18 protein-coding genes and 1 tRNA gene are annotated in these 18,143 nt (G+C 62.2%); 13 read left to right on the top strand and 6 right to left on the bottom strand.

Annotation, left to right across the window (positions count from 1 at the left end):
• The first annotated feature begins 149 nt into the window (after nucleotides 1-149).
• The 3 genes from hcp to galE all read left to right on the top strand — a co-directional run bounded on the left by hcp (nucleotide 150) and on the right by galE (nucleotide 4,005).
• Nucleotides 150-1,799, top strand: coding sequence for a hydroxylamine reductase (gene hcp / locus BN1132_RS02820; RefSeq protein ID WP_042074810.1), 1,650 nt, complete (start codon nucleotides 150-152; stop codon nucleotides 1,797-1,799).
• A gap of 101 nt (nucleotides 1,800-1,900) precedes the next feature.
• A complete protein-coding gene (locus tag BN1132_RS02815; protein ID WP_042074808.1) occupies nucleotides 1,901-2,908 on the top strand; it encodes an FAD-binding oxidoreductase in 1,008 nt (335 codons plus the stop codon).
• An 83-nt stretch (nucleotides 2,909-2,991) separates the two neighbouring features.
• A complete protein-coding gene (galE, locus tag BN1132_RS02810) occupies nucleotides 2,992-4,005 on the top strand; it encodes a UDP-glucose 4-epimerase GalE (protein WP_042074807.1) in 1,014 nt (337 codons plus the stop codon).
• A gap of 66 nt (nucleotides 4,006-4,071) precedes the next feature.
• On the opposite strand, the gene BN1132_RS02805 is transcribed toward galE, so the two are convergent.
• A complete protein-coding gene (locus BN1132_RS02805) occupies nucleotides 4,072-4,821 on the bottom strand; it encodes a DsbA family protein (protein WP_042074806.1) in 750 nt (249 codons plus the stop codon).
• A gap of 198 nt (nucleotides 4,822-5,019) precedes the next feature.
• Here BN1132_RS02805 and BN1132_RS02800 point away from each other — a divergent pair.
• From BN1132_RS02800 to arsC, 9 genes are all read left to right on the top strand, one after another.
• A tRNA-Ser gene (locus tag BN1132_RS02800) sits at nucleotides 5,020-5,107 on the top strand.
• A 289-nt stretch (nucleotides 5,108-5,396) separates the two neighbouring features.
• A complete protein-coding gene (locus tag BN1132_RS02790; protein WP_042074803.1) occupies nucleotides 5,397-5,765 on the top strand; it encodes an ArsR/SmtB family transcription factor in 369 nt (122 codons plus the stop codon).
• Nucleotides 5,766-5,769: 4 nt separating this feature from the next.
• Nucleotides 5,770-6,141, top strand: coding sequence for an arsenite efflux transporter metallochaperone ArsD (gene arsD, locus BN1132_RS02785; protein WP_042074801.1), 372 nt, complete (start codon nucleotides 5,770-5,772; stop codon nucleotides 6,139-6,141).
• 46 nt (nucleotides 6,142-6,187) lie between these two features.
• Nucleotides 6,188-8,002 (top strand): arsenical pump-driving ATPase, encoded by a 1,815-nt coding sequence (gene arsA, locus BN1132_RS02780; RefSeq protein ID WP_042074799.1) that lies wholly within the window; start codon nucleotides 6,188-6,190, stop codon nucleotides 8,000-8,002.
• 118 nt (nucleotides 8,003-8,120) lie between these two features.
• The gene (locus tag BN1132_RS02775) at nucleotides 8,121-8,618 is read left to right on the top strand and encodes a phosphatase domain-containing putative toxin (protein ID WP_244462898.1); all 498 of its coding nucleotides are present in this window, start codon (nucleotides 8,121-8,123) and stop codon (nucleotides 8,616-8,618) included.
• Between the two features lie 10 nt (nucleotides 8,619-8,628).
• The gene (locus BN1132_RS02770) at nucleotides 8,629-9,645 is read left to right on the top strand and encodes an ArsJ-associated glyceraldehyde-3-phosphate dehydrogenase (RefSeq protein ID WP_042074795.1); all 1,017 of its coding nucleotides are present in this window, start codon (nucleotides 8,629-8,631) and stop codon (nucleotides 9,643-9,645) included.
• Nucleotides 9,646-9,652: 7 nt separating this feature from the next.
• Nucleotides 9,653-10,885 carry an organoarsenical effux MFS transporter ArsJ gene (gene arsJ, locus BN1132_RS02765; protein ID WP_042074794.1) on the top strand — a complete coding sequence of 411 codons (1,233 nt, stop codon included), beginning with the start codon at nucleotides 9,653-9,655 and terminating at the stop codon, nucleotides 10,883-10,885.
• A 41-nt stretch (nucleotides 10,886-10,926) separates the two neighbouring features.
• Nucleotides 10,927-11,988 (top strand): ACR3 family arsenite efflux transporter, encoded by a 1,062-nt coding sequence (gene arsB / locus BN1132_RS02760; RefSeq protein ID WP_042074793.1) that lies wholly within the window; start codon nucleotides 10,927-10,929, stop codon nucleotides 11,986-11,988.
• 33 nt (nucleotides 11,989-12,021) lie between these two features.
• On the top strand, nucleotides 12,022-12,447 hold the full coding sequence (gene arsC, locus BN1132_RS02755) for a glutaredoxin-dependent arsenate reductase (RefSeq protein ID WP_042074792.1): 426 nt from the start codon (nucleotides 12,022-12,024) through the stop codon (nucleotides 12,445-12,447).
• A gap of 371 nt (nucleotides 12,448-12,818) precedes the next feature.
• Here arsC and BN1132_RS02750 read toward each other — a convergent pair whose 3' ends face one another.
• Together BN1132_RS02750 and BN1132_RS02745 are read right to left on the bottom strand one after the other, a co-directional pair.
• Nucleotides 12,819-13,394 (bottom strand): DJ-1 family glyoxalase III, encoded by a 576-nt coding sequence (locus tag BN1132_RS02750; RefSeq protein WP_042074791.1) that lies wholly within the window; start codon nucleotides 13,392-13,394, stop codon nucleotides 12,819-12,821.
• Between the two features lie 32 nt (nucleotides 13,395-13,426).
• Nucleotides 13,427-14,374: a ketopantoate reductase family protein gene (locus tag BN1132_RS02745; RefSeq protein WP_042074790.1), complete on the bottom strand. Its 948-nt coding sequence runs from the start codon at nucleotides 14,372-14,374 to the stop codon at nucleotides 13,427-13,429.
• Between the two features lie 370 nt (nucleotides 14,375-14,744).
• Here BN1132_RS02745 and BN1132_RS02740 point away from each other — a divergent pair, with 370 nt between their 5' ends.
• Nucleotides 14,745-15,227, top strand: coding sequence for a YajQ family cyclic di-GMP-binding protein (locus tag BN1132_RS02740; RefSeq protein ID WP_005303589.1), 483 nt, complete (start codon nucleotides 14,745-14,747; stop codon nucleotides 15,225-15,227).
• Nucleotides 15,228-15,342: 115 nt separating this feature from the next.
• Here BN1132_RS02740 and BN1132_RS02735 read toward each other — a convergent pair whose 3' ends face one another.
• The 3 genes from BN1132_RS02735 to BN1132_RS02725 all read right to left on the bottom strand — a co-directional run bounded on the left by BN1132_RS02735 (nucleotide 15,343) and on the right by BN1132_RS02725 (nucleotide 18,123).
• A complete protein-coding gene (locus tag BN1132_RS02735; RefSeq protein WP_042074788.1) occupies nucleotides 15,343-16,149 on the bottom strand; it encodes a nucleoside-specific channel-forming Tsx family protein in 807 nt (268 codons plus the stop codon).
• A gap of 156 nt (nucleotides 16,150-16,305) precedes the next feature.
• A complete protein-coding gene (locus BN1132_RS02730; protein WP_042074787.1) occupies nucleotides 16,306-17,709 on the bottom strand; it encodes an AmpG family muropeptide MFS transporter in 1,404 nt (467 codons plus the stop codon).
• A gap of 84 nt (nucleotides 17,710-17,793) precedes the next feature.
• Nucleotides 17,794-18,123: a hypothetical protein gene (locus BN1132_RS02725; protein WP_042075022.1), complete on the bottom strand. Its 330-nt coding sequence runs from the start codon at nucleotides 18,121-18,123 to the stop codon at nucleotides 17,794-17,796.
• Between the last annotated feature and the right edge of the window lie 20 nt (nucleotides 18,124-18,143).

Raw genomic sequence — 18,143 nt, 5'->3', positions numbered from 1 at the left:
CGCTTGCCGCCCGATTCGGGCGGCTTTTTTGTATTTGATCTGCATCAATGAAAAGTTAATTGGTAAATTGAATGCCTATTAAGTTTTGAGTCGGAGGAATAGAATCGCCACAAAACAAACAACTGAAATGTCCAATTAGGAGAGGCATGATGTTTTGTGTGCAATGTGAACAGACAATTCGTACCCCGGCAGGCAATGGCTGCGCTTACGCACAAGGCATGTGCGGCAAGACGGCGGAAACCTCGGATCTGCAGGATGTGCTGATCTACACCCTGCAGGGTCTCAGCACCTGGGCCCTGGCGGCCCGCGAGCACGGCATGATCGACAGCGAGATCGACGCCTTTGTGCCCAAGGCCTTCTTCGCCACCCTCACCAACGTCAACTTCGACTCCGCCCGCATCGTGGCCTATGTCAACCAGGCGCTGGCCTATCGTCAGCAACTGGCCGCCAAGCTGGCACCACTGGCGGTGCAGGCCGACACACTGCCCTCCGCCGCCCGTTTCGAGCCGGGTGCCGATCTGCTGGCCCAGCTCGCGCAGGCGCCGCAGACCGCGGTCAACCGCGGCAAGAACGAGGTCAACGAAGACATCATGGGGCTGCGCCTGCTCTGCCTCTACGGTCTCAAGGGGGCCGCCGCCTACATGGAACACGCCCGGGTGCTGGATCAGCAGGATGCCGGGGTGGCCGCCGAATTCCATCGCATCATGAGCTGGCTCGGCACGGATCCGAGCGAGCTGGAACCGCTGTTCAAGTGCTCCATGGAGATCGGTCTGCTGAACTTCAAGATCATGGAGATGCTGGATCTCGGTGAAACCACCGCCTTTGGCCATCCGGAGCCGACCCGGGTGCGCGTTACTCCGGTACCGGGCAAGTGCATCCTGGTTTCCGGTCACGACATGGTGGATCTCAAGCTCATCCTGGAGCAGACCAAGGGCACCGGCATCAATGTCTACACCCATGGCGAGATGCTGCCGGCGCTGGCCTACCCCTTCTTCAAGCAGTACCCGCACCTGGTGGGCAACTACGGCTCCGCCTGGCAGAACCAGCAGAAGGAGTTCGCGAACTTCCCGGGCGCCGTGGTGATGACCTCCAACTGCATCATCGACCCGAACGTGGGTAACTACTCGGATCGCATCTTCACCCGCTCCATCGTCGGCTGGCCTGGCGTGACCCACCTGGAAGGGGAAGATTTCTCTGCGGTCATCGCCAAGGCGCAGGCGCTGGAAGGCTTCAAGCACGTTGAGCTCGAGCACTTCATCACCATCGGCTTTGCCCGCAACGCCCTGATGCAGGCTGCCCCTGCGGTGATTGACAAGGTGAAGGCCGGCGAAATCAGCCACTTCTTCCTGGTGGGGGGCTGTGACGGTGACCGTGCCGAGCGCGCCTACTACACCGAGTTTGCCAAGGCGATCCCGCAGGACAGCCTGCTGCTGACCTTGGGCTGCGGCAAGTACAAGTTCAACAAGCTCGATTTCGGCGACATCGGCGGCATTCCGCGCCTGCTGGACGTGGGTCAGTGCAACGACGCCTACTCCGCCATCCAGCTGGCCCTGGCGCTCTCCGAGGCGTTCGAGTGCGGCGTCAACGATCTGCCCCTGACCCTGGTGCTCTCCTGGTTCGAGCAGAAAGCCATCGTCATCCTGCTCACCCTGCTGGCACTGGGTGTGAAGGACATCCGCACCGGCCCGACCGCCCCTGCCTTCCTCACCCCGGCCCTGCTCAAGGTGCTGGAAGAGCAGTTCGGTCTGAAAGGTACCACTACCGCAGAAGCGGATCTCGCCGAGATCCTGGCGGCCTGACCCGAGACACAGCCTGACACGCTCAGCATGTTGTAAGCCTTTGGCGAGCCTGATGGCTCGCCTTTTTTCGACGCCATTCTTTCAACAAGAGGAGCCTTGCGATGACCTCCACCTCTTTCACCTTGCGCTGCATAGGTCGCCTTGCAGATACCCACGACGTGGCGAGCTGGCAGTTTGCCCCGCTGGCGGGCGAACTGCCCCCGGTGCTGGCCGGTCAGTGCGTCACCCTGCACACCGAGATTGACGGCAAGCCCCAGTGCCGCGCCTATACCCTCTCCTCCAGCCCGCAGGATCCTTTCTGGCAGGTCACCATCAAGGACGTGGGGCTGGTCTCCCACCACCTGCACCAGAGCCTGCAGGTCGGGGACGAGATCCGGGTCGACGGCCCCTTCGGCGACTTCCACCTGACGGCGCTCCCCTGCGAGCGGCCACTGCTGCTCAGCGCCGGCTCCGGCATCACCCCCATGTGGGCCATGCTGCGGGACGAGCTCGCCAGGCGGCCCGAGGCGGATATCCGCTTCATCCACAGCGCCAGATCCCCCGAGGATGTGATCTTCGCAGACGAGCTGGCCGCGCTGGCAGAGGCCCATGCCGGTGTGCGCCATGCCCTGATACTGGAAGAAGCCCCTTCAGAGCACCCCTGGGTAGGCAGGCTCACGCCGGAGATGCTGAGGGAATTGGCGCCGGATCTCTTGAGCCGCCACGTCTATCTGTGCGGACCCGCGCCCTACATGGCCGCGGTGAGCGAGATGCTGGCCGGGCTCGGCCTGCCCGCCGGGCAGTTGCACCAGGAGTCCTTCGGTCTGCCTGCTGTGACATCGAGCGCAGTGCCAGTGGACACCGGCAGCGACCACTTCTGGCTGACCCTGAAAAAGAGCGGCAAGAAGGTGAAGATACTGCCGGGCCAGACCCTGCTGGCGGCGCTGGAGGGGGCGGGGGAGACCATGATGGCGGCCTGCCGCGCCGGGGTGTGCGGCGCCTGCCGCTGCACCACGGAAGGGGAGATCGAGCGCCAGAGCGTGATGACATTGAGCGCGCAGGATCTGGAGGGCGGCGTCGCCCTGGCCTGCTCCTGTACCGCCAGGGGGGATATCAGCCTGGATTATTGATGGTGTCATCAGAGCCTCGTGCTTTTCTCGCATCGGCCCGGCGGGTACACTCAGCCCAGTTTCATCAGAACACGGGATTAGACATGACAATATTGGTCACAGGCGGTGCCGGTTACATCGGTTCCCACACCCTGGTCGAGCTGCTCGGTACCGGGCAGCAGGTGGTAGTTCTGGACAACCTCTCCAACTCATCGCCTGAGTCCCTCAGGCGAGTGGAGCGGATCACCGGCAAGCCGGTCACCTTCGTGGAGGGGGACATTCTGGACAGGGCCTGCCTGCAGCGGCTGTTTGCCGAGCACAGGATCGAATCCGTGATCCACTTCGCCGGCCTCAAGGCGGTGGGGGAGTCCAGCCAGATCCCGCTCACCTACTATCAGAACAACATCACAGGCACCCTGGTGCTGTGCGAGGAGATGGCCAGGGCCGGCGTGTTCCGCCTGGTGTTCAGCTCCTCGGCCACCGTCTATGGGGATCCCGCGTCTGTGCCCCTGCGGGAAGACTTCCCCACCGGCGCCACCAACCCTTATGGCCGCTCCAAGCTGATGGTGGAAGAGATACTGAGGGATCTGTCCAAATCCGACCCTCGCTGGGCCATCGTCCTGCTGCGCTACTTCAACCCGGTCGGTGCCCACGAGAGCGGCCTCATCGGGGAAGATCCCAACGGCATTCCCAACAACCTGCTGCCCTATATCAGCCAGGTTGGGGTGGGCAAGCTCAAGGAGCTGGGGGTATTCGGCAACGACTACCCGACGCCGGATGGCACCGGGGTGCGCGACTACATCCACGTCGTGGATCTCGCCATCGGTCACCTCAAGGCGCTGGCCCGCATCGCGGGCGACACCGGGGTCTTCACCTATAACCTCGGCACCGGCCAGGGCTATTCCGTGCTGGAGATGGTCAAGGCGTTCGAGGCGGCCAGCGGCCGCGCCATCCCTTATCAGATCAAGCCCCGCCGCCCTGGCGACATCGCCGAGTGCTGGGCCGAGCCCACCCTGGCCCGTGACGAGCTGGGCTGGCAGGCCGAGCGGGGTCTGGAGCAGATGATGATCGATACCTGGCGCTGGCAAAGCCAGAACCCCGACGGCTATCAGGCCTGAGTGTTAAAGCCTGAATAGCAAAACGCCCCGGCATGCCGGGGCGTTTTTTCATGAACAACGCGCGGGTTACTGAATGCTCTTGCCGGCGCGCACATCCTTGACGATGGCCTTGAGGCTCGCCAGATCGCGGGGGGCGCCGCGCAGGATCTGGTCGCCGATGATGAACCCCGGGGTACCGGAGATGCTCATGGCCTCGGCCAGGGCGCGGTTGGTTCCCAGGTTCTGATCGATGCTGCCATCCTTGATCTTCGCCTCGACCTTGCTCCAGTCCACCCCGGCGGACTTGGCGATGGCCTGCACCTGGGCCTCGTCGGCCAGCGATCCCTGATGGGCGTACAGCTTGTCGTGGAAGGCCTGGTACTTGTCGGGCTGACCGAGCTGCACCGCCAGCGCCGCGCGGGCGGCGTAGTAGGAGGTCTCGCTCAGGATGGGGAACTGCTTGTAGATATAGCGGATGTCCTTGTCTTCATCGAGCAGTTGCTGGACGAGGGGATGGGCGCGTTTGCAATAACCGCAGTTGTAGTCGAAGAACTCGACCACGGTCAGGCTGCCCTTGGGATTGCCGCTCTCGGGATCCTGGTTGGAATAGAGCTGCTTGGCATGGGCCTGGATCAGCGTCTTGTCGTTCTCGGCCTGCTGGCTCTCCTGCTTGGCACGCAGGGCGTTGGACATCTCGACCAGGATCTCAGGATTTTTGACCAGATAGTCGCGCACTATCTGCTCGACATCGCTTTTGGTCAGCTCGCTCGCCTGTACCGGCGCCATGAGCAGGGTCGCGCCGGTGAGGGCGGCGAACAGGGCATGTGTGATTTTCATAAGTCCATCTTGCTGGGAATATCGTAGTGGTCACTATAGTGGGTGAGTCTGTTTTCAAGTCAAGCCATCTGCTTTAAAAAGCGGGGTTGGGAGCGAGTTTGCAGCCCTTGTGCGCCAGATAGCCCAATAAATGGGCAAACAAACTGGGTGGGGATTTACAAGGGCGGGGGGCATGGGTAATATGCGTCGCACTGCTGCGGAGGGGTGGCAGAGCGGCTGAATGCACCGGTCTTGAAAACCGGCGATGGGCGACCATCCGTGGGTTCAAATCCCACCCCCTCCGCCACATATTTAAACCCATCTCATTGAATGAGATGGGTTTTTTCGTTTATGGCCTGTCTCCTTTTCTTCCGCCTGCTGTCCTATGGACTCCTCTGCCGGCCCCTTGCCACCAAGGTTCTTGGAGACTGGTCGCCTGCCGGGAAACCGGTATTACCCAGGGCCGCGGCCGGCCAGGCGGGGCGGGGGTCGTTGTGGCTGCGCATTGAGGCGGGGGGCTATCGGAGTGCCGCCGCGTTGATCATTTCAATATTTCTTGTATAGTTGATTTATTGAAGTGAATGAAAGGCCTTGTCATGAACAAAGAGATCGCTACCAAGGTGTTTGAATCCCTCGCCTCCGGCATTCGCCTCGATGTGTGGCGCCTGCTGGTCAAGGCGGGGCTGGAGGGGCTGGTTGCCGGTCAGCTTGCCAGCGAGCTCGACATCGCCCCCAATACCCTCTCGTTTCACCTGAAGGCCATGCTGCACGCGGGCCTGCTCTCGGTGGAGCAGGAGGGGCGCTTCCTGCGCTATCGCGCCAACATTCCCCTGATGCTGAGCCTTATCGGCTACCTCACCGAGGAGTGCTGCGCCGGTCACCCGGAAGCCTGCGGGGTGATGAGAGCCGAGTCCGGCTGCTCGCCCCATGTATTGCCTGCGCAGCCCTGCTGCAACAAGGAGTAATGCCATGTCCGTCATTCAAGTGTTCGATCCGGCACTGTGCTGTGCCAGCGGTGTGTGTGGGACCGAGGTAGAACAGCGCCTGGTGAGTTTTGCCGCCGATGTCGCCTGGGTCAGATCGCAGGGGGTGGCCATCGAGCGTTTCAATCTGGCTCAGCAGCCCATGCAGTTTGCCGAGACGCCTGCGGTCAGCGCTTTCCTGACTCATGCGGGAGAGGAGGGGCTACCCCTGGTGCTGGTGGATGGCCAGGTGGTGCTCACCGGTCGTTACCCCGGCCGCGCTGAACTGGCCCGTTATGCCGGTCTGCCCGCCCCGCAGGCCGCCATCAAGGGGATCGTCAAGAGTGGATGCTGCTCCGGCAGCAGTGGTTGCTGCTAAATCGCCATCTCGCCAATCCTGGCCGTTGCCCAGAGAGGAGCCTCGTATGTCCCGGTTACTGGCCTGCCCGTGTCTGAACTACTCGTTTTTCCATGATGCGCCCCCGTTTCTCTTCTTCACCGGCAAGGGGGGAGTGGGCAAGACCTCGCTGGCCTGCGCCAGTGCGGTTGCCCTGTGTGACAGTGGCAAGCGGGTGCTGCTGGTGAGCACGGATCCGGCCTCAAACGTAGGCCAGGTGTTCGATACCCGGATCGGGAACCAGGTAACCCGGATCCCCCAGGTCGATGGGCTGTCGGCTCTGGAGATTGACCCACAAGCCGCCGCGCAGGCCTATCGGGAGCGGATCGTCGGCCCGGTGCGTGGCAAGCTGCCCCCGAGCGTGGTGCGCAGCATCGAGGAGCAGCTCTCCGGTGCCTGCACCACCGAGATCGCCGCCTTTGACGAGTTCACCGGCCTCTTGACCGACAGCCGCCTGGTGGGGGAGTACGACCACATCGTCTTCGATACGGCACCGACCGGCCACACCATCCGTCTGTTGCAATTGCCGGGGGCATGGAACGAGTTTCTGGAGCAGGGCAAGGGGGATGCTTCCTGTCTGGGGCCGTTGGCCGGATTGGAAAAACAGCGTAGCCAATACGCAGAGGCCGTCGCGGCCCTGTCGGATGCAAAGCGAACCCGGCTCATCCTGGTGGCCCGTGCGCAGGCCTCGACCCTGCGGGAAGTGGCGCGTACCCACGACGAGCTGGCGGCCATCGGCCTTGCCAATCAGCAGCTGGTCATCAATGGCATCTTCCCGCAAAGCGAGCTGGCCGAGGATCCCCTGGCCCGCGCCCTGTGGCAGCGAGAGCAAGAGGCGATGGCGCAGATGCCACCGTTGCTGACCAGTCTGCCGCAAGACAGAGTGCCGCTCCTGGCGACCAATCTGGTGGGGGTGGAGAGCCTGCGTCAGTTGCTCGGTGCCGCGTCCGTCAACGGGGCATGTGAGGCCGAGAACACGCCCCCTGGGCAGCACCCCGGGCAGCACCCCGGGTTGCAGCAACTGGTCGATGAGCTGGCCCGCGATGGCCACGGGCTCATCATGCTGATGGGCAAGGGCGGTGTGGGTAAAACCACTCTGGCGGCCGCGGTGGCGGTGGAACTCGCCAGTCGCGGGTTGCCGGTGCATCTCACCACGTCCGATCCTGCCGCCCATCTGGGGGAGACCCTGGCAGGAGCACTGCCAAACCTGGCGGTGAGCCGCATCGATCCTCACGCCGAGACCGAGCGTTACCGTGCCCAGGTGTTGGCCACCAAGGGGGCGAGCCTGGATGCCCAGGGGCGCGCCCTGCTGGAAGAAGATCTGCGCTCCCCCTGTACCGAAGAGATCGCCGTGTTTCAGGCTTTCTCGCGGATCATTCGCGAGGCGGGCAGGCGCTTCGTGGTGATGGACACGGCACCGACCGGCCACACCCTGCTGCTGCTCGATGCGACCGGTGCCTATCACAGGGAGATCGCCCGCCAGATGGGGGGCAAGGGGATGCACTTCACCACCCCCATGATGCAGTTGCAAGACCCGAAACAGACCAAGGTGATGATAGTCACCCTGCCCGAACCGACTCCGGTGCAGGAGGCGGCCAACCTGCAAGCCGACCTGCGCCGCGCCGGCATCGAGCCCTGGGCCTGGGTGGTCAATCATGTGCTCTCCCCGGCCCTCGTGACGTCCCCCCTGCTGGCCCAGCGCGCCCGTCGCCAGCAGCCCCACATCGCCGCGATCAAGGAGGCGCATGCCCGGCGTTATGCCGTGGTGCCCTTGCTGGCCGTCGGGCCGGTGGGAAGGGAAGCGCTGCAAGGGTTGTGTCACCCCGCCCCGAAGAAGGGATGAGAGAGTGGCAAGGTGCGGCGTGCGCGGCCGCCTTCTCGTGCTCCGTGCCCGTGCGCCGGTCACCCCCGATTTTTCATCAATCTGACGTTCTCAACGAGACATGGAGTCGCTGTTTATCATGCACCCGTTTGACATCCTGACGCTGGATAATGGCGCCCGCCTTATCTTCACTCCCTGCCCAGGCACTAAGGCTGCCTCCCTGCAGGACTCCCTCAAGACCCTGCAAGCCGCCGGAGCAGACGCCCTGGTCACCCTGATGCCGAGTGCCGAGCTTAGCGAATTCAAGGCCGATGCCGTGCCCGCCGAGTGCAATGCCCTGGGGCTGGCCTGGTTCCACTTGCCGGTCGAGGACGACTGCGCCCCCGAGGCACAGTTTGCCGCCGCGTTTGCCAACCACAAGGCGGACTTGCTGGCGCGTCTGGCGGCGGGTCAGACCCTGGCCATTCATTGCCGTGGCGGCTCGGGTCGTACCGGACTAATGGCGGCCATCCTGCTGCTGGAGACGGGTTACGCCCCCGCCAAGGTCAAGACCCTGGTACAAGGGCTGCGTCCCAAGGCGTTGACCCTGACCCCGCACGTCGACTACCTCAACACCCACTACGCATTCGCCGGTTAAGGAAAACAGCATGACTATCAAGGTTGGTATCAACGGCTTTGGCCGCATGGGCCGTCTCTCATTTCGCGCCGCCTTCGACTGGGCGGATGTGGAGTTTGTACGCATCAATGACCCGGCTGGCGATGCTGCCTCGCTGGCACACCTCATCACCTTCGATTCTGTCCATGGCCGCTGGCATCATGAAGCCAGCAGCGAAGGGGACGAGATGGTGATCGGTAACCATCGCATCCTCTGCACTCGCAACAAGGAGATCGGTCAGACCGACTGGTCTGGTTGTGATGTGGTGATCGAGGCTTCCGGCAAGATGAAAACCAAGGCGCTGCTTGACGCCTATCTGGCGCAAGGAGTGAGGCGGGTCGTGGTGACAGCTCCGGTCAAGGAGGAGGGGATCCTCAACGTCGTGATGGGGGTCAACCACCACCTCTACGACAAGGCGCAGCACCCTATCGTGACGGCAGCCTCCTGCACCACCAACTGCCTGGCGCCCGTGGTGAAGGTGATCCACGAGCAGCTCGGCATCAGGCACGGCGCCATGACCACCATCCACGACATCACCAACACCCAGACCATCCTGGATGCCCCCCACGCCGACCTGCGCCGTGCCAGGGCCTGCGGCCTGAGCCTCATCCCCACCACCACGGGGTCTGCCACCGCCATCACTCACATCTTCCCCGAGCTCAAGGGCAAGCTGAACGGTCATGCGGTGCGGGTGCCGCTCGCCAACGCCTCCCTCACCGACTGCGTGTTCGAGGTGAGCCGCCCCACTACCGAGGGCGAGGTCAATGCACTGCTCAAGGCCGCCGCCATGAACGAGCTCGAGGGGATCATGGGGTATGAGGAGCGCCCCCTGGTGTCGGTGGATTACAGGACGGATCCGCGCTCCTGCACCATAGATGCCCTCTCTACCATGGTGGTCAATGACACCCAGGTGAAGATCTACGCCTGGTATGACAACGAGTGGGGCTATGCCAACCGCACCGCCGAGCTGATGCGCATGATTGGTCAAATGGACAAGGCGCAAGGATAACCCGGCCATGGCACTGACCCGCCTCTCCCCCGATGCTCGCCAATACCTGCTGGTGACCGGCAACTACTGGGCCTTCACCCTGACCGATGGCGCCCTGCGCATGCTGGTGGTGCTCTACTTCCACGGGCTCGGTTATAGCCCGCTGGCCATCGCCTCCCTGTTTCTCTTCTACGAGATCTTCGGGGTGGTGACCAATCTGGTGGGGGGCTGGCTCGGCGCCCGCCTCGGGCTCAACCGCACCATGAACATAGGCCTCGCCCTTCAGGTACTGGCGCTGGGCATGCTGCTGGTGCCACCGCTCTGGCTGACGGTGCCCTGGGTGATGGGCGCGCAGGCGCTCTCAGGAGTGGCCAAAGACCTCAACAAGATGAGTGCCAAGAGCGCCATCAAGTTGCTGGTGCCGGGAGAGGAGCAGGGCCAGCTCTACCAGTGGGTAGCACTCCTGACGGGCTCGAAGAATGCCCTGAAGGGGATGGGGTTCTTCCTTGGGGGCGTCCTGTTGACCCTGTTCGGGTTTCAGGGGGCCGTGCTGGTCATGGCACTGCTCCTGGCGCTGGTGTGGGGCGCCAGTATGCTGACCCTGACACGGGATCTCGGCAAAGCCAGGAACAAGCCCAAGTTCAGCGAGCTCTTCTCCAAGAGCCGGGCCATCAATTACCTCTCGGCGGCCCGCCTCTTCCTGTTTGGTGCCCGCGATGTCTGGTTTGTGGTGGCGCTGCCTGTCTACCTCGCCTCCAGTTTTGGCTGGGATCACGGGTATGTGGGGGGCTTCCTGGCGCTCTGGATCATCGCCTACGGGGTGGTACAGACCCAGGCCCCCCGCTTTACCGGCAAGCGCGAGGGGCGGGTGCCCGATGGCAAGGCCGCCATGGGCTGGGCACTGTCGCTGGCTCTGGTCCAGGCCCTGATTGCCCTGGCGCTCCACTATGAGGTGCATCCGGCCATCAGCCTGGTGGGCGGCTTGATGGTGTTTGGCGCTCTGTTTGCCATCAACTCTTCCCTGCACAGCTACCTCATCGTCAGCTATGCCGGTGCAGATGGGGTATCGCTGGATGTGGGCTTCTACTACATGGCCAATGCCCTGGGGCGCCTGCTTGGCACCCTGCTCTCCGGGCTGGTGTTCCAGCTTTATGGTCTCGAGGCCTGCCTCTGGATCTCCACTCTCTTTATTCTGCTGGCGGCGTTGATCTCCCTGGGTCTGCCGCGCCATCAGTTGAATGTTGGTAACGAGGGTCGCTGACCCTCCTCTTTTTGATGGGTCTGTGACCCTTTGGAGTCGTCATGTCAGCACAATGCAAGGCAGCCGAAGCGCCTGCCATCGGTTTTTTTGAACGCTATCTGACCGCATGGGTGGCAATCTGCATCCTGGTCGGGATCACCTTGGGGCAGGTATTTCCCAGCCTGTTCAAGGCGATTGGCGCCATGGAGATTGCGCAGGTCAATCTGCCTGTCGGTCTGCTGATTTGGGTCATGATCATCCCCATGCTGCTCAAGATCGACTTCTCTGCGCTGCATCAAGTAAGGGGGCATGTAAAAGGGATTGGTGTGACCCTGTTTATCAACTGGTTGGTCAAGCCCTTCTCCATGGCCTTCCTTGGGTGGTTGTTCATTCGTGTACTGTTTGCCGACATGCTTCCTGGCGATCAGTTGGATAGCTATATTGCCGGACTCATTTTGCTAGCCGCAGCGCCATGTACAGCCATGGTCTTTGTCTGGAGCAGACTGACGAACGGAGACCCCTACTTCACCTTGTCTCAGGTGGCCTTGAACGACCTCATCATGGTGTTTGCGTTTGCGCCCGTTGTGGGTCTCTTGCTGGGCGTGTCCAGCATTACCGTGCCATGGGACACCCTGCTTATCTCTGTGGTGCTCTACATCGTTATCCCGGTGATCATGGCTCAGCTTATCCGCAAAGCCTTGTTGCGCCACGGACAAGCCAGCTTTGATGAGGCGATGCACAAGATCCAGCCTTGGTCCGTGGCAGCGCTGCTGCTGACCCTGGTACTGCTGTTTGCCTTCCAAGGCAATGCCATCATTGAGCAACCTCTGGTCATTGCCCTGCTGGCCGTGCCCATCCTGATCCAGGTCATCTTCAATGCCAGCCTGGCCTACTGGCTCAACAAAAAAGTGGGAGAAAAGCATTCGGTGGCCTGTCCGTCAGCCCTCATAGGTGCATCCAACTTCTTTGAACTCGCCGTCGCGGCTGCCATCAGCTTGTTCGGTTTCCACTCGGGCGCCGCATTGGCAACCGTGGTTGGGGTATTGATCGAGGTGCCTATCATGCTGCTGGTCGTGAAGGTCGTGAATGCCACCAAGCCGTGGTACGAAGGCAAGACGGCGTAAGGCTCGGACTGCATACGCAATAAAGGGAACCATATGACTGCAATAACCATCTACCACAACCCTGCCTGCGGCACCTCCCGCAATACACTGGCGCTTATCCGCAACTCAGGGGTTGAACCGACCGTTATCCACTATCTGGAGACACCGCCGAGCCGTGAAACCCTGATCGCACTCATTGCCGCCATGGCCATGCCGGTACGCGAGCTGCTGCGCCGGAACGTGCCCCCATACGAGGCATTGGGGCTGGCCGAGGAGAGGTTGAGCGACGGGGAACTGATCGACACCATGCTGGCCCATCCTATCCTGATCAACCGGCCCATCGTCGTCACCCCGCTGGGCGTCCGGCTGTGCCGCCCGTCCGAAGTGGTGCTGGACATACTGCCCAACCCCCAGCGAGGGGCCTTCACCAAGGAAGATGGTGAGCAGGTGGTGGACGCCCAGGGAAAGCGCATCCTGTGACCCTGATGCCCTGATCGGGGCTGCGCTGGCGATATGACGACGCCGATGGCGGCCGGCAGGCTGCCAGAGGCACCTGGCTGGTCCTGGGTCCGTTGCCTTATCGAGGCGTTGCTGGCATCGATCTTTATCAGGGGGGCTGGGAGTGCAGCTACGAAGAGACAAGGTCGAGGTGATCTGTACGGGGCTTTTCGACAGCTATGCCCCAGTCTGCTCGGTATGGGGACACTATTGCCGATCTCTGGTGGTAGGTCTGTGCATCAAAGTCTGGTTGGCGTGCCGTTGGGGGACCGCTACTTTGCAAGTCGCCAATAGCAGAGCCCCTTGCCGTTAGACAAGGGGCTCTGTCGTTACAGGAGATACCGGGTAAGCCGTTATGACTGCACCGAAGGAGCTAGCACCATGGGCCCGGCTACCGCACGGGCGGTTTCATCGCCGCGCAGCACCCGCACCAGTTCGAGGGCGAACTCGATGGCGGTGCCCGGGCCCTGACTGGTGATCAGGTGATGGTCGTCGTCCCGTACCACCCGTGCCGTGCTCAGCTGCGCCGCAGGCAGGCGGGCCTGAAAGCCGGGATGGCAGGTGACGCTGGCATCCCCCAGCAAGCCGTGATGGTGCAGCACCACGGCGGGGGCGGCGCAGATGGCCGCGCGCCAGCGGCCGAGCTGGGCCTGTTCTCTCAGCAGGTCGATGGCGAGGGGCGTGTCGCGGATCACTTCGCTGCCAGGCAGCCCGCCGGGCACGACCATGGCTTCGAAATCACGGCTGGTCAGCTCGTCGAGGTGGCAATCCGCCACCAGCTGCACGCCGCGAGAGGCGCGGATCTGGCGCTGCCCCGCCGGACAGCAGGAGGCCAGCACCACCTCCATGCCCCCGCGCACCAGGGTGTCGACGATGGCGACCGTCTCTATCTCTTCCGACCCGGGGGCCACCAATACCAGTACGCTCATCCTGCACTCCTCCGCCGCCCGCACTCCCGGGCTCAGCGTTTCTCTTTGACGGCCTGATAGAGGCCCTGGTTGACCGGTACCGCGATGCCGTGCGCCGCGGCCTTGCCGAGCAGGAAGCCGGTGATGGCCTCGATCTCGGTCTCTCGGCCCTGCTCCATGTCCTGATACATGGAAGAGTAATTGTCGGCGGTGAGCTCCACCACCGTCATGACCCGGCGCAGCAGCTCATCGCTGCCGGTCGGCTGGCCTTCGGCCTGCATCACGTCCGCCACTTCCACGCAGATCTGCTGCAAGACGTCGGCAAAGCGCGGGCCCGCCAGATCGCCATTCTTGAGTCGATACAGGGCGGTGAGCGGATTGATGGCGCAGTTGACGGCGAGTTTCTGCCACTGGCGGGTGAGGATCTGCTCATCCCAGCCGGCCTGGCCGAGGGCGCGAGCGAGCTCGTCCGCCAGATGGGCACAGGAGCGGGCCGCCTCATTGACGGGGCCGAGCCAGGTCTCCCCCTTGCCGGTGTGGCGGAACACGAAGTGGCCGCTCTGCAGGGCGCCGTGGCTGGTGACGCCGGCGATGACAGGATTGTGGGGGAAAAGGGCTGCCACCCGTTCGGCGACCCCCATGCCGTTGTGCAGCAGTACGATGGGAACCCCTGCTGCCAGTTGCCCGACCAGGGGGGTGAGGGCCGAAATGACCTGCCCCGCCTTGGTCATCACCAGCAGGCGTCTGATGGGGCCTGGCTTGTCGATGAAGGCGCGCTCGATGGCAAGGAGCTGGGTATGGCCGTCGAGGGAGGTGAAGTCGATGCCGGGGTGCAGGGTGGCACGGTGCCGCTCGCGCAGCAGGATGCGCGTCGGTTGGCCGCTTAGGGTCAACAGGGAGGCGAAGACGCCACCCAGGGCGCCGCAGCCCAGCAAGGTCCACTCGGGAGAGACGGGGTGACGGCGGGTTTTCAGGTTGTTGTCGCGTAATCCGCTTGGCATGGAGAGGCTCGATCAGGGTAAGGGCTGCAATCCGGTCAACCGCCTACCGGGATAAGGGAAGATGTCGCTGGTGGACACCAAGAACCGGTTCATGATCTTGCTGAGAGGTTGTGTTCAAGGCTCATGCGCGGCCCGCTTATGTGAAACCGGAGGCTCATGCATTCATATACACTCCGGTTCCTGCGGCGCTCTTCACCGAGTTTCCCGATCTCTCGCGACAGATCCTGAAAGGGTTCTAACGGGTCTCACCATTCCTGTGCGCAGGGGATTCTAGCAGAGCAGTCCCATCGAAATCAGCAAATTTGCCCGTTTTCTGGTAGATTTGCCCACCGATAAGCACAACCTGAAGCACAGCATGAGGAGCCCGGCTATGCCGTCATTCGATATTGTCTCTGAAGTCAAAATGAACGAGGTGTTGAACGCCGTCGATAACGCCAATCGTGAACTGGCGACCCGTTTCGATTTTCGTGGCGTGGAAGCCAGCTTCGAATTGAACAAGGAAGAGGTGAAGCTGGAGGCCGACGCCGACTTCCAGCTCAAGCAGATGGTCGAGATCCTGCGCGGCGCCCTGCTCAAGCGCAACATCGAGAACAGCTCCATGGACGTGGGTGACAGCGTTCACTCCGGCAAGCGTTTCCACCTGACCGTGAAATTCAAGCAGGGGATCGACAAGGAAGTCGCCAAGAAGCTGGTGAAGCTCATCAAGGACTCCAAGATCAAGGTGCAGGCCGCGATCCAGGGCGACGAGGTGCGGGTCACCGGCAAGAAGCGCGACGATCTGCAGGAGACCATGGCCCTGGTGCGTGGCGCCGAGCTGGGTCAGCCGATGCAGTTCCAGAACTTCCGCGACTAATGGCGGACGGGGAGGGCTCGGTCCTCCCCATTGTCACGGCAAAGAGGTCGGCGAAGGCGCCATAAAAAAACCGGAGCGACTGCTCCGGTTTTTTGTTTCTGCGTAACCCGTTCGATTAGAACTTGTAGGTCACGGAGAAGTAGTGGCCAAAACCAGTGGTCTTCAAACCGTAGGAACCATTCTGGATACCGTAGATGTCGTTGAAGTACTTCAGGCCGTAACCGACGGCGTAGCGGTCGGAGTGCCAGTACAGGCCGTTGAACATGGCGGTACCGTCGGTGGAAGTGTCCTTGGCATCAAACAGGTGATCCAGGTAACCCTGATAGGCTACGAAGCTGCCGTTGGAGAAGGTGTAGAAAGGCTTGAACCAGTTCATGGAGAACTGATAGCCGTTCCAGCCCTGCTCGCCACCGCCTTCGTTGACGTGACGGGCATACAGGTTCATGCCAACCTTGCCGAACCAGGGCACTTGTACGTCTGCACCCAGACCGGTCATTGCTTCAAACAGACCATCCGGACCCCCCACGTTGATCAGGTTGGCGATGTAGACTTCCTGCACCGGGCCGAAGGAGAGATCTTTGCCGGTCATGGCATCGATGGAGATACGCGGTGCGAACTTGATGAACAGGTTGTCCTGGTTGTGCTTGTCGTCGTGACGGTTCTGGAAGATGTCGAACACGTCGACGTAACCGTACAGATCGAAGATACCGGAACGGCCACCAAACTCCATTTCGAAGTAGGTATCGTTGTAGCCACCTTCGGACTCAGCGTAGGGCAGCTGGTCGATGGTGTGCATCACGTTGAACTGGAACCACTTGTAGTCGTTCTTGTGGATGTCGCCGCTGTAATCGGCAGCCAGGGCCGGAGTGGCGGAGGCAGCCAGCAGACCGGCAGCGATCAGAGTCTTGGTAAATTTGGCCATTTTATTGGTCTCTTGTGCGTTAGTTGAGGTTTTCCGTAGCCTGCCCACAAGGAGCGGAAGGGATTCTAGCCAAATAAATTCAACGGATAAACAAGAGCCAGGGAACTTTGTCAGGATTTGTGAATCTAATCACCCCCAAAAATCCGCAAACGCTTGCTATTTGTTCGTTTCTGGTGACAAAGCACTGCCTCGTTTGGCAACCATAATGATCAGTATCATCACCGGAATGCCGAGCAGGCTGGTGCCGATGAAGAAGTGGCTGTAGCCGATCAGCTCGACCACCCGACCGGAGAAACCCGCAAGCAGCTTGGGCAGCAGCAGCATGATGGAGCTGAACAGCGCGTACTGGGTGGCCGAGAAGGCCACGTTGGTGAGGCTCGACAGATAGGTCACAAACGCAGCCGTCGCGATGCCGGCGCTGAGGTTGTCCAGCGAGATGATGAGGGTCAGCAGCTCCAGGTTGTGGCCCACCTCGTTGAGCAGGGCGAACAGCAGGTTGGTGCTGGCGGTCAGCACGGCGCCGAGGAACAGGATCCGCAGGGTGCCGAAGCGCATCACCAGCACCCCACCGAGCGCCGCCCCCACCAGCGTCATGATGACGCCGTACACCTTGGTGATGGTGGCCACTTCCGTCTTGCTGAATTGCAGGTCCACGTAGAAGCTGTTGGACATCACCCCCATCACCACGTCCGAGATGCGATAGCAGGCGATAAGCCCGAGGATCAGCAGGGCCGAGGAGCCGTAGCGGCGGAAGAAGTCGGCGAAGGGACACCAGATGGCCTCGTAGGTCCAGGCGCCCAGCCCGGCCAGCGTGGGCGCCCAGCCCCGCTCCAGCAGCAACGCCTTGCGTGCCATCTGCTGCTCGTCCTGACCCTTGAGATCGATATCCGGCTCGTGACTGACCAGGGTGGTGATGACGCCGAGGGACATCAGGCCCCCCATCAGCAGATAGGTAAGCTGCCAGCCGCGATAGTCATAGCCGCTGTTGCTGCCGAGCCAGGCGGCCAGCGCCAGGGCCCCGGCACCGGCCATGATCATGGCGAGCCGGTAACCCGTCATGTAGGAGGCCGCCATGGCCGCCTGCAGCCGCTCCGGTGCAGACTCTATACGATAGGCGTCGATGACGATGTCCTGGGTGGCGGAGGCGAAGGCCACCAGCAGGGCGAACAGGGCGAGCTGGGCGAGCTGGGTCTTGGGATCGCAATAGGCCATGCCGACCAGGGAGAGTGCGATCAGCACCTGGGAGAGCAGCATCCAGCTGCGCCGCCGCCCCAGCAGCCGTGAAAGCAGGGGCAGGGGCAGTCGATCCACCAGGGGTGACCATAGCCACTTGAAGCCATAGGCCAGCGCCACCCAGCTCATGTAGCCGATGTCGGTCAGGCTGACATCCGCCTCGCGCAACCAGAACGACAGGGTGCCAAAGACCAGCAGCAGCGGCAGGCCGGAGGAAAATCCCATGGCAAACAGGATGAGCACCCGCGCTTCCAGATAGACGGCGAGGGCATCTCGCCAGCTGGTGGCACGGCCCGGGGTATGGCTGGGCGGGCTGAGATTGTTCAACTGCCTGACTCCTCTGGGAAAAGGGGGTCATTTTGTCAGGTTCGCGCGGCCTAGCCAAGGCAAGCCGAACGGGACGGGCAGGATTCAGGGGCGCGAGCCGATGCAGTGGCCCGGGCAGGGCCCCTCGGCGACGAGAAAATTGGCGCAGGCCATCAGCTGCAGGCGCAGCCAGGTCTCGCTGACGAGTTGCTGTTCATCCCACAGGTGCAGGCTGTGCAGCAGGTGCCAGAATACGCCCTCCTGTTCGCTGGCGGGGGACTTGTCCAGGGGGATGACGGGGAGGGCCTGCCAGAGGGAGAGAAGCTGCCAGCTCAAGTCTTCCAGCTGGTGATAGGGGATTTCCCGTGCCAGGAAATGACGGACCGCCTGGGCCAGCGGGCCGGCGTGTTGGGCTATGTAATCGTGACAGGTCACCGGTTCCTCCTGGCTCAGTC

The sequence above is a fragment of the Aeromonas sanarellii genome (genome assembly GCF_000820085.1).
Taxonomy (GTDB): Bacteria; Pseudomonadota; Gammaproteobacteria; order Enterobacterales; family Aeromonadaceae; genus Aeromonas; species Aeromonas sanarellii.
This window is presented reverse-complemented; position numbering and strand designations above follow the sequence as displayed.

Bases quoted from the DNA above. Each gene is read 5' to 3' on its own strand.
- hcp (WP_042074810.1), top strand. From the start codon at position 150: ATGTTTTGTGTGCAATGTGAACAGACAATTCGTACCCCGGCAGGCAAT.
- BN1132_RS02815 (WP_042074808.1), top strand. From the start codon at position 1,901: ATGACCTCCACCTCTTTCACCTTGCGCTGCATAGGTCGCCTTGCAGAT.
- galE (WP_042074807.1), top strand. From the start codon at position 2,992: ATGACAATATTGGTCACAGGCGGTGCCGGTTACATCGGTTCCCACACC.
- BN1132_RS02805 (WP_042074806.1), bottom strand. From the start codon at position 4,821: ATGAAAATCACACATGCCCTGTTCGCCGCCCTCACCGGCGCGACCCTG.
- BN1132_RS02790 (WP_042074803.1), top strand. From the start codon at position 5,397: ATGAACAAAGAGATCGCTACCAAGGTGTTTGAATCCCTCGCCTCCGGC.
- arsD (WP_042074801.1), top strand. From the start codon at position 5,770: ATGTCCGTCATTCAAGTGTTCGATCCGGCACTGTGCTGTGCCAGCGGT.
- arsA (WP_042074799.1), top strand. From the start codon at position 6,188: ATGTCCCGGTTACTGGCCTGCCCGTGTCTGAACTACTCGTTTTTCCAT.
- BN1132_RS02775 (WP_244462898.1), top strand. From the start codon at position 8,121: ATGCACCCGTTTGACATCCTGACGCTGGATAATGGCGCCCGCCTTATC.
- BN1132_RS02770 (WP_042074795.1), top strand. From the start codon at position 8,629: ATGACTATCAAGGTTGGTATCAACGGCTTTGGCCGCATGGGCCGTCTC.
- arsJ (WP_042074794.1), top strand. From the start codon at position 9,653: ATGGCACTGACCCGCCTCTCCCCCGATGCTCGCCAATACCTGCTGGTG.
- arsB (WP_042074793.1), top strand. From the start codon at position 10,927: ATGTCAGCACAATGCAAGGCAGCCGAAGCGCCTGCCATCGGTTTTTTT.
- arsC (WP_042074792.1), top strand. From the start codon at position 12,022: ATGACTGCAATAACCATCTACCACAACCCTGCCTGCGGCACCTCCCGC.
- BN1132_RS02750 (WP_042074791.1), bottom strand. From the start codon at position 13,394: ATGAGCGTACTGGTATTGGTGGCCCCCGGGTCGGAAGAGATAGAGACG.
- BN1132_RS02745 (WP_042074790.1), bottom strand. From the start codon at position 14,374: ATGCCAAGCGGATTACGCGACAACAACCTGAAAACCCGCCGTCACCCC.
- BN1132_RS02740 (WP_005303589.1), top strand. From the start codon at position 14,745: ATGCCGTCATTCGATATTGTCTCTGAAGTCAAAATGAACGAGGTGTTG.
- BN1132_RS02735 (WP_042074788.1), bottom strand. From the start codon at position 16,149: ATGGCCAAATTTACCAAGACTCTGATCGCTGCCGGTCTGCTGGCTGCC.